Source organism: Massilia sp. AB1 (assembly GCF_018119385.1).
Classification (GTDB): Bacteria; Pseudomonadota; Gammaproteobacteria; order Burkholderiales; family Burkholderiaceae_D; genus Telluria.
Genome location: NZ_JAGKSG010000082.1, coordinates 1 through 9922, shown reverse-complemented (window position 1 = coordinate 9922; position 9922 = coordinate 1). Strand labels below are relative to the sequence as shown.

General features: G+C 67.9%; 10 protein-coding genes. 4 read left to right on the top strand and 6 right to left on the bottom strand.

The features are described from left to right. Positions 1-104 precede the first annotated feature (104 nt). Genes J8847_RS23535 through J8847_RS23520 form a run of 4 tightly spaced genes read right to left on the bottom strand, consistent with a single transcriptional unit; the run spans position 105 to position 3907 of the window. Positions 105-821, bottom strand: coding sequence for a LytTR family DNA-binding domain-containing protein (locus J8847_RS23535; protein ID WP_229513181.1), 717 nt, complete (start codon positions 819-821; stop codon positions 105-107). A 20-nt stretch (positions 822-841) separates the two neighbouring features. Next, positions 842-2005, bottom strand: a complete 1164-nt coding sequence (locus J8847_RS23530) for a sensor histidine kinase (protein WP_211527115.1) — start codon at positions 2003-2005, stop codon at positions 842-844. Further along, entirely contained in the window at positions 2002-3486 is a 1485-nt protein-coding gene (locus J8847_RS23525) for a carotenoid oxygenase family protein (RefSeq protein ID WP_211527114.1), read from the bottom strand. The genes J8847_RS23530 and J8847_RS23525 overlap by 4 nt, the downstream gene beginning before the upstream one ends. A gap of 4 nt (positions 3487-3490) precedes the next feature. Beyond that, positions 3491-3907, bottom strand: a complete 417-nt coding sequence (locus tag J8847_RS23520; protein WP_211527113.1) for a DUF2141 domain-containing protein — start codon at positions 3905-3907, stop codon at positions 3491-3493. 223 nt (positions 3908-4130) lie between these two features. Between J8847_RS23520 and J8847_RS23515 the strand changes: the two genes are divergently transcribed. Next, on the top strand, positions 4131-4451 hold the full coding sequence (locus J8847_RS23515; RefSeq protein WP_211527112.1) for a hypothetical protein: 321 nt from the start codon (positions 4131-4133) through the stop codon (positions 4449-4451). A 101-nt stretch (positions 4452-4552) separates the two neighbouring features. On the opposite strand, the gene J8847_RS23510 is transcribed toward J8847_RS23515, so the two are convergent. Beyond that, a complete protein-coding gene (locus tag J8847_RS23510; protein WP_211527111.1) occupies positions 4553-4738 on the bottom strand; it encodes a hypothetical protein in 186 nt (61 codons plus the stop codon). A 119-nt stretch (positions 4739-4857) separates the two neighbouring features. Beyond that, the gene (locus tag J8847_RS23505; protein ID WP_373888835.1) at positions 4858-5451 is read right to left on the bottom strand and encodes a TetR/AcrR family transcriptional regulator; all 594 of its coding nucleotides are present in this window, start codon (positions 5449-5451) and stop codon (positions 4858-4860) included. A 177-nt stretch (positions 5452-5628) separates the two neighbouring features. On the opposite strand from J8847_RS23505, the gene J8847_RS23500 reads away from it, so the two are divergent. The 3 genes from J8847_RS23500 to J8847_RS23490 are packed head-to-tail and all read left to right on the top strand — an operon-like array spanning position 5629 to position 9863. Further along, positions 5629-6789: an HlyD family secretion protein gene (locus tag J8847_RS23500; protein WP_211527109.1), complete on the top strand. Its 1161-nt coding sequence runs from the start codon at positions 5629-5631 to the stop codon at positions 6787-6789. Between the two features lie 9 nt (positions 6790-6798). Continuing rightward, positions 6799-8412: a DHA2 family efflux MFS transporter permease subunit gene (locus tag J8847_RS23495; protein WP_211527108.1), complete on the top strand. Its 1614-nt coding sequence runs from the start codon at positions 6799-6801 to the stop codon at positions 8410-8412. Between the two features lie 17 nt (positions 8413-8429). Beyond that, complete coding sequence (locus J8847_RS23490; RefSeq protein ID WP_211527107.1) at positions 8430-9863, top strand: efflux transporter outer membrane subunit; 1434 nt, start codon at positions 8430-8432, stop codon at positions 9861-9863. Positions 9864-9922: the final 59 nt, after the last annotated feature.

Sequence of the window (9922 nt, the reverse complement as noted above, 5' to 3'; positions counted from 1 at the left end):
GCCTCTTTGGTCCCGTTTTTTTATGCGTTGCCGGCTGCGGTGCGGACTTAGGTCCCCCTCGGCCGGAATCCAAGTTCGCAGAGCAGTGAGAACAGAAACGCCAGCTACATCTGCCTGAACAACTCCACATAATTCCTGCTCACCACCAGCTGCTCCTCCCGCCCCTTGAGCCGCACCAGCAACCTCCCGCGAAAATCCGTCCTCGTCCCGGCCACATGCTTCGCCGCGACAATGATCCCGCGATGAATCTGCCAGAACCGCTGCGGATCGAGCTGCTCCTTTAACTTGCTGAGCGGCGTCCGGATCAAGCTCTCCCCATCCGCCAGGAACACGCTGGTGTACTTGTCGTTGCTCTGAAAGTAAATCACCTCGTCGATGGAAATCAGCCGCGTCTCCTGCCCATGCGCCGCCCGGATCCACTGCAAAGGCGCGGGCGTCCCGACGCCGATCTGGCGCAGCAGCGCCTGCAGCGCATCCGCCGCCGGAACCGGCGTAGGCAGGGCCTGCTTGAGCCGATCCACCGTCCGCTGCAGCCGCTCCAGCCCGATCGGCTTGAGCAGGTAATCGAAGGCCGCATGCTCGAATGCCTGCAAGGTGTAATGCTCATACGCCGTCGTGAAAACCACCCTCGGCGGCTTCGGCCCAGTGCACAGGCGGGCCGCCAGCTCGATCCCGGTCAGCCCCGGCATCTGGATGTCGAGGAACACCACGTCCGGCGCCAGTTCGTCGATCAGTTCCAGGGCCTGTATGCCGTTGGCGGCGCGCGTGACGCGCAGCTCCGGCCAGGCTATGGCCAGTTGGGAAGCGAGGTAGTCGAGCAGATGCGGTTCGTCGTCTGCGATCAGGGCGCGGGGATGGTCGATGATGTCACCGTCGGAGAAGGGAGCAGCAGGCGCGCGGTCACGCCGCCCTCCGGGTTTTCAATCAGCTGGACCTGGCCGCCGAGCTGGCGCAGCCGCTCCCGCAGGTTCGCCAGCCCCAAGCCGCCGCCGGGACGCGGCGGCGCCAAGCGCAGTCCGAGGCCGCTGTCGGCCACTTCGACGCACAGCATGCCGCCGTCCAGGCGCGCACGGATGACGATCTCGCCGCCGTCCAGCTTGGGCTCGATGCCGTGCATGATCGCGTTCTCCACCAGCGGCTGCAGCAGCATCGGCGTCATCGGCAGGGCGCGCACCGAAGGCTCGGCCTCGATCCGCCAGCGCAGGCGCCCGGCCATGCGCACGTCCAGCACGTCGAGGTAGGCACCGGCCAAGTCGAGTTCACTGCCCACGGTCGCATGCTCGGCGCGGCTGGCCGCCAGGCTGGCGCGCAGGTAGTCGATGAAGCGCTCCAGCATGCGGCGCGCCTGCGCCGGCTGGCTGTCGATCAGGCTGACTACGTTGGCCAGGGTGTTGTAGAGGAAGTGCGGTTCGATCTGCGCCTGCAGCGCGCGCAGGCGCGCCTCGGCCACCAAGCGGCCGGCGGCGGCGATCTGTTCCTGCTGCCGCGCCATCTCGGCCGCGCGCCGCATGCGCCGTTCGCCAGCGGACAGCACCATGACCATCAATGCCGCCGTGATCAGGGCGAAGGCCAGCAGGAAGGTCAGGGTGTCGGTGTACTGGAAAAAGCGCAGCGGGCTCCTGCCGACGACCAGCGCATTGCCGAAGGGGATGCCGATCACGCTGGCCAGCGCGATCGCCAGCACCTGGGCTGCACGGAAGCGCCACAGCTTATCGCGCGGGAAGTTACGTTCGAGGAGCTCCAGCATCCCGTGGATCATGAAGCCGATCAGGTTGCTGATGACCAGGGTGGCGAACAGCAGCCGCGCGAAGGACATGCCCGAGCGGCCCATCAGTTTCTGCAGCACGGTCAGCACGAGCGCGAGCGCGCTGCTCCAGATCGCCGTATAGAGCAGGTTGCGCAGGAGCGAAGGCGGCCAGCGCCGGAACAGCGGAATCAGTTCCAGCGGATGGTGGCCGCGCTCGCGGGCCAGGTTGGCGGCGGCAGGTTCTTGGGTAGTGATCATGCGGACAAGAAATTACCATGAAAGCAGTGCGGCGTGCGATAGGGCAGCCTCGCCAGCGCCAGCGGCCCGGCGCTGACCCGCGCCGCATCGAACACGGTCAGCACGCCCACGCCTTTGCGCAGGTCCTGCGCCACGCCGACCAGGTAGCCGTCGGTTTCGGAGCGTGCATGACGGCGCGGGACCAGGACGTGCTCTTCCACCTGCCAGCCGGCGCCGAAGCGGTAGCTGTCCACCGTGCCCGTGTCCGTGTCCACCAGGTTGACGCTCGACAGCACGGCCTCGCCGCCGTCGCCGAGCAGGACCAGGCGGCGGTGGCGGCTGCCGACCACCTGCGGCGCCACGCGCGGGAATTCACTGGGCCCGAACAGGCGGCTGGTGCGCGCCTGGCCGGCCGCATAGTCGAGGCAGACCTGCACCGCTTCGCTACGGGACTGCAGGCTGGCGGGGCGCTCGCCGGCCATCAGGCCGCCCAGCTCGGCCAGCACGTCGCCCGCATGCAGCACCACGTCGAAGCGGGTGCAGGCGCCGTCTTCCCAGGCGTTCCCGAAGTGGAACACCATCTGCGGCGGCAGCTCGAACACCTTGCGCACGGTTAAGCTGTCTTTCGACACCACGACCACGCGCAGCGGACGGGCCGAGGGACCGTCGCCGGCCCAGCGGTGGCGCTCGGCGAAGCTCATGCTGTTGCCGGGCTGCAGATCGTAGGGCGGCACCAGGAAGATCAGGTGGCTCGCGCTGACAGCGAAGTCGTGCACCATGGCTTGCCGGGGCACCTCGATCACGCCCGTGCGCAAGACCTGGCCGTCGCTTCCGATCTGGTACAGGGCAATGCGGCCCGAGCCGGGCAGGGCGCCGAAGTTCCACATGCCGCCCTGGGGATCCAGCTTGGGATGGGCCGAGAAGGGCATCGCGCGCAAGTCATCGCGCCAGGTCTTGAGGCCCACCGTGGCCAGGGTGTCCGGATCGACTTCGGTGGCCGACCCGCCTTCCCACAGCGCGTACACGCGGCCATTGAAGGGCAGCAGGTTGGTATTGGCGGCGTTCAGGGTGTCGTTGTCGCGAAAGCCCCGGCGCGCCAAGTGGGTGCCGAACGAGGGGTAGAGGAACTGCCCAGCCTGGGTTTCATCGAGGTAGCGGCAGGTTTCGACGAAGCGGCCCCGGTGGCTCACGCGGCCGCCGGCGATGGTCCAGCGCTGGGCGAAGCCGTCGCCATCGAACCAGTGTTGGTAACGCTCGCCGCCGAGTTCGAAGCGGCCAGGGCCGTTACGGTAAAAGCTGCCCTGCAGGTCGGCGGGAAGCCGTCCGCTGATCACCGCCTGGCCGGCCTGGCTGCCGACCGTGTCGGCATACACGGCCAAAGCCGGCTGGCGGGCGAGGGCGGCGTGAAAGCGGCGGTAGGTTTCCGCATCGGCGCGGGCGGCGCCCGTGAGCGCCAGGGCGGCCAGGCCGAGTCCGGATTCGAGAAAGCGGCGGCGGTTCATGGCCTTAGCGCAGCGAAATGGTGGTGGCCGTGCCGGCGGCGGGAATGGCGAACTTCACCTGCTCGAAGGATGGCGGGCCCATCTTGCCGAGGGCATTGTTGCTGAAGGCATAGTCCTCGGTCGGGATACCGACCAGGTTGCGGTCCATCTTGCCGTTGCCGTTGGCGTCATGGAACAGGCTGAAGCCGAACTCTCCTTCCGGCACGTCCTTGATCAGCACATTCACCGTACCGGCGCTGGCCGGCACGCGCGCTACCTTGGCAGGGCGTTTCAGGAAGCTGTCGGCGGAATCGAAGAGCGCCACCATGATGCTGCCTTCGGAGGATTTGACGTCGTCGATGCGGATCGCCAGGTCGCCGGCCTGGGCGGCGGCGGACATCAGGAAGAGACTGCAGCAGGCAGCGGTGCGGATGAGGGTCATTGGTGTCTCCATTCGTTGGTTGATGGAGGCACTGTAGCGGCCCGGATGCGCGCGTGCGGGGGCGTGCGACGAGCCGGGGCCCGGACGGCGCGAGTTGCAGCTTAACGGCGCGAAATGTCATGACCCAAGCGTGCGCCGGTTGCCGCCGGCTGGCGAATCGTTATGATGGCGGCATGAGGCGGCAATTCCTTTGCCGCGGTCGCGTCTGGCTCAGGAGGCTGACATGGACGAACACGGCAATGAATACATCGGCACGGTCTTCGTGCTGCCCGAATCCCGCTGCTTCGAACTCAAGACCACGATCCGCGGCGAACCCGCGACCGTGCACGGCACCATTTCCCAGCAGTTGGCGGCCCGTTTCGAAGATCACGGGCAGGACGCCATCGATCCGCGCCAGGTGGCGCTGCGCCCGAGGAGGGTGGAGGTGGTGACCCGCGAGATCCACGAGCGGCACCGGGCGTCACGCACGGTGCATTGCTTGACGCGGGTGTATGACATGGAGGATTTGGGGTCGGCGACGCCGGTGCCGGTGGCGACGGTTTGAAGTTAGTGGTTTGCGTAGTTCAACCAGCGCCTGCAGAAACAAGCAGACGAAAAAAAACCGCCCAGTAAATACTGGACGGTTTTTTGCGACCCTACGCCTGCTCAGCCGAAGCTGACGAAGCGCTGCGGAATATCGATCGCCCCCGACTGCGCAGCGGCCGCGTAGGCGCGCATTTCGGCAACGACGGCTTCGAGCTGTTCATTGCCGGGATTTTCGATAAAGCACTTCATGCGTTCTTGCAGCGACGCCTGCTGGTCACGCCATTCGTAACGGGAAGACTTACTCATGCTGCCTCCTCGCGGTGCGCCGCTGTTGTGTTGTTAGTATTCATGACATCCTCCTGTAAAGGCCTTCAGGGTCTCACACAAGGCAGAGGCGGGTCGGTGCGATGACGCACAATCTTGCCTTATGGACTCTTGAGAATACTACGATAAAACAGTTCCATGCGCTGACTCAGCAGGCGCTGCGCTTCCTCGCCGCAGGGTTCCTGTTCAGGGAACAGGAAGCGGCCGATCGGATCGCCGCTGATGCAGCCGATCAGGTAGGCCGGCAGCAGCTCGTAGGGCAGGCCTTCGCGTAATTGCGCGCGCACTTCAAGCCGGGAAAAATAACGGTCCAGCATCTCGCGCGTCAGGCGCGGCCCGGCGTCGTAGAAGGCTTCCGCCAGTTCCGGATTGCTGGCCGATTCCGCGATCACCACGCGCTGCAGGGCCACGGCTTCCGGCTCGCACAGCAGCACGGAAAACACACGGGCGAAGTCGTCCAGCACCTCGCGTATGGGACGCGTGTCGTCTTCCATGCTGCCGGCAGGGAAGAAGCGCTCGCGTCGCGAAGCCAGCGCGGCCTTGAGCAGGCCCGCCTTGCCGCCGAACTTCACGTAGATGGTGCGCACCGCCACCCGCGCCTCGCGCGCGATCGCCTCCAGGCTCACCTTGGTATAGCCATGCTTGAGGAACAGGCCGGCTGCGGCCTGGATCAGTTCCTGGGTACGTGCTTCCACCTCCGACGCTTTCGGCCGGCCGGCTGATTTGACGCCGCAGGTGTGAGGGGACATCGGTTTGCTCATGAAGCGGACTTTAGAGGAAACTCTAATGAAATGCAACCGTTTCATTTCTTGACTTCCGGCGCGGAGTGGAAAATAATGCGCATAACCCATTTCATTTCTTCGGAGTACTCCATGGCAGAAGCGCACACCCCGGCCGAGCACAAGCCAGCCGCAGCCGCATCCAACCCCGCCGCACCCGTCCCGCCGTCGGCCCCTGCCAAGGCGCCGCCGAACAAGCGCGTGCTGACCGTGGTCGGGCTGATCGCGCTGGCGGCCCTCGGGGCGGGTGGACGCATGTGGTACAAGAGCCAGCACTTCGTGGAGACCGAGAACGCCTACGTCACCGGCCGCGTGCACCCGGTGTCGGCGCGCGTGGCCGGCGTGGTCACCCGCGTGCTGGTGGACGATAACCAGATGGTCAAGGCGGGCGACGTGATCGCCGAGCTGGATCCGGCCGACCACGCCGTGCGCGTCGAGCAGATCGAAGCCCAGATCGCCAGCGTGCAGCAGCAGATCGAACAAGCCGGCGCGCAAGTCGCGCAGGTGCGCGCCCAGGCGGCCGCGGCCGGCGCCCAGGTCAAGCAGGCCGAGGCCCAGCTGGTGCGTGCGCGCCAGGATGCCGAGCGCTTCGGCCAGCTGTACAACGAGACCATGAAGGCGGTTTCGAAGGCCGAGGTGGACGCCTCCAGCGCCGCCCGCGCCGGCGCGGTGGCCGACGTGGCCGCGCGCCGCGAGAGCGCCAGCGCGGCCCAGGCCCAGGTGGCCTCCGCCGATGCCGCGCGCGACGTGCTCAAGGCCCAGGTCAAGGTGCTGGAAGCCCAGCTCAAGGACGCGCGCCAGCAGATGGCCTACAACCGCATCGTGGCCCCGGTGGCGGGCCGCGTCGGCAAGCGCAGCATCGAAGTGGGCGCGCGCGTGCAGCCGGGCCAGCAGCTGCTGGCCGTGGTCGAGGACAATGTCTGGGTCGTCGCCAACTTCAAGGAAACCCAGCTGGCCGGCCTGGAGCCGGGCCAGCAGGTACACCTGGAAGTCGATGCGCTGCCGGGCAAGGAACTGGTCGGCCGCGTGGACAGCTTCTCGCCGGCCTCGGGCAACCAGTTCGCGCTGCTGCCGGCCGATAACGCGACCGGCAACTTCACCAAGGTCGTGCAGCGCGTGCCGGTCAAGATCACCCTCGATCCGCAGGACATGAAGAAGTACGCCGGCCGCCTGGTGCCGGGCATGTCGGTGGTGGCCGAGGTCGAACTGGGCCAGAAGGCCGCACACACCCAAACCGCCTCCGCGGCGCACTAAGGAAGCGCCATGACTTCCCTGAGCAAGCCCGCGACCGCGGGCGGCGCTCCCGCCACGCCTTACTCGCCGCCGGTCGGCGCGCGCGTCGACGCCCGCACCTGGGTCGCGGTCGCCGCCGGGATGCTGGGCGCCTTCATGGCGGTGCTCGACATCCAGATCACCAACTCCTCGCTGCGCGACATCCTCGGCACCTTGTCGGCCACGCAGGAGGAGGGTTCCTGGATCTCGACCGCCTACCTGTGCGCCGAGATCGTCGTGATCCCGATGACCGCGCTGCTCACGCGCGCCTTCGGCGTGCGCAACTACATGATGGGCACGACCGCCTTGTTCCTGCTGTTCTCGACCCTGTGCGGGGCGGCCTGGAACCTCGAGAGCATGATCGTGTTCCGCATGCTGCAGGGCTTCACCGGCGGCGCCCTGATCCCGATGGCGATGACCCTCGTGATCACCCGCCTGCCCGCCAACAAGCGCGCGGTCGGCATGGCGATCTTCGGCCTGACCGCGACCCTGGCGCCGGCCATGGGGCCGACCCTGGGCGGCTACCTGTCCGAGCTGTACGGCTGGCCCTCGATCTTCTACATCAACTGGGTGCCGGGCGTGCTCCTGATCGCCGGCCTGATGTATGGCCTGGACAAGGAAAAAGCGAACCTCAGGACCCTGGTCAACGCCGACTGGCTCGGCATCGGCCTGATGGCGATGGGCCTGGCCTGCCTGACCATCTTCCTGGAAGAGGGCAACTCGAAGGACTGGTTCGAGTCCGAGTTCATCGTGACCTTCGCCGCGCTGTCCTTGACCGGCATCCTGGGCTGGGTGGCGGTGAGCTTCTCGCGTCCCGATCCTTTCGTGAACCTGGCCCTGTACGGGCAGCGCAACTTCCTGGTCGCGACCACGCTGTCGGCCGTGACCGGCATGGGCCTCTACGGCTCCTCGTTCCTGCTGCCGCTCTACCTGGGCCAGATCGCCGGCTATACGCCGATGCAGATCGGCGAAGTGATCGCCTGGGTCGGCCTGCCGCAGCTGTTCGTGATGCCCTTCGCGGCGGCGCTGTCCTCCAAGGTCGACAACCGCATCCTGTGCTCCTTCGGCCTGCTGCTGTTCGGCGGCTCCTGCCTGATGAACGCCTTCATGGATGCGAGCACCGGCTACGACCAGCTGATGCTGACCCAGATCGTGCGCGCCATCGGCCAGCCCTTCGTGATGCTGACCCTGTCGAACTTCGCCATGTCCGGCCTGCCGCCGCGCGACATGCCCTCGGCCTCGAGCCTGTTCAACATGACCCGGAACCTGGGCGGCTCGATCGGCATCGCGCTGCTGGCCACCTCGCTGACCAACCGCGAGCACTTCCACTCGGCGCGCCTGGGCGAGGCGGTGTCGAACTACGCGCCGGCGACCCAGCAGCGCCTGGATCAGCTGACCCAGGGCTTCATCGCCAACGGCATGGACCCGGCCACCGCCGCCAGCCAGGCGCTCGCCGTGATCGACCGCATCGTGCGGCGCGAATCCTATGTGATGGCCTACAACGACGGCTTCCTGATCATCGGCCTGGTGCTGATCGGCTGCATCGCGGCGATCTGGATGGCCGACAAGGTCAAGTCGCCGGGCGGCGCCTCGGGTGCACATTGAATACGAAAGCAGAGAACATGAAGAAGCCATTCGCACTTACCATGATCGCCGCCTCGCTGCTGCTGGCAGGCTGCACCACTGTCGGTCCCGACTTCAAGGCCCCGGCCGCGCCAGGCGACGCGGCCTTCCGCCACGCGGCAGCCGGCGGCGACAGCGCGCGCCTGCCCGCCAGCTGGTGGACCGTGTTCGGCGACGCCACGCTCGACAGCCTGGAGCAGCGCGCCCTGCGCGACAACCCGGGCGTGCAGGCCGCCGCGCAGCGCCTGCTGCAGGCCCAGGCCCAGCTGGGCGTGGTGCGCGCCGGACAGGCGCCCACGGTCGCCGTCGGCGCCGGCATCTCGAACTCGCGCACCTCGTCCGAGACTTCGCAGGGCATCGCGCTCGGCCGCCGTTCGATCGAGGGCAACAACTTCAGCGTCGGCGCTTCGCTGTCGTATGAGCTGGACCTGTGGGGCCGCGTGCGCCGCGTGGTCGAAGCGGCCGACGCGCAGGCGCTGGCGGCCCAGGATGACCGTGACGGCGTGATCCTGCTGCTGTCGAGCCAGGTGGCGTCCTCGTACTGGCAGCTGCGCGGCCTGGACACCGAGCTGGCGATCCTGCGCGGCGCGCTGGACACCCGGCGCGAGGCCCAGGAACTGGTCGAGGCGCGCTTCAAGGCCGGCCTGTCGAACGAGCTGGATGTCTCGCGCGCCCGCATCGAACGCGCCAACGCCGAGGCCGACCTGCACGAAGTGCAGCGCCAGCGCAACCTGGTCGAACACGCGCTGGCCACCCTGGTCGGCGCCTCGCCGAGCGCGCCGCTCATCCAGGCGTCAAACGCCGCGCTGCCGCAGCCGCCAGGCATCCCGGTCGGCCTGCCGGCCAGCCTGGTGGGCCAGCGCCCGGACCTGGCGGCCAGCGTGGCCCAGCTGCGCGCGGCCAATGCCCAGGTGGGCGTGGCGGAAGGCGCCTTCTATCCCTCGCTGTCGCTGACCGGTAACTTCGGTTTCGCTTCCGAGCACCTGCGCGACCTGGCCAGCGGCGGCGCGCGCCAGTTCTCGGCCGGTCCGCTGGCGCTGTCGCTGCCGATCTTCGACGCGGGCCGCAACCGCTCCAACCTGGCGCTGTCCAAGGCGCGCTACGAGGAAGCGGTGGCCAGCCACCAGGGCAAGCTGCTCACGGCGCTGCGCGAAGTCGAGGATGCGCTGTCGGACGTGGAGCAGCGCCAGAAGCAGGGCGAGGTCCAGGCCCAGTCGCAGCAGGCGGCCAGCCGCGCGCTGCTGGTGGCGCAGGCGCGCTATGAGCGCGGCGTGTCGACCTACCTGGACGTGACCGACGCCCAGCGCAGCGCGCTGGCGGCGGACCGGGCTGCCGCGCAGATCCGCACCCAGCGCCTGCTGGCCACCGTGGCCGTGGCGCGCGCCATCGGGGGCGGCTGGGAGCAGGGGCCCGCGCTGGCGACCGTCCGCTAGAGCATAGGCCGGTTGAACGCGGGGGGGGGGGGGCGGGCCGGGGGGGGGGGCGGGGGGTT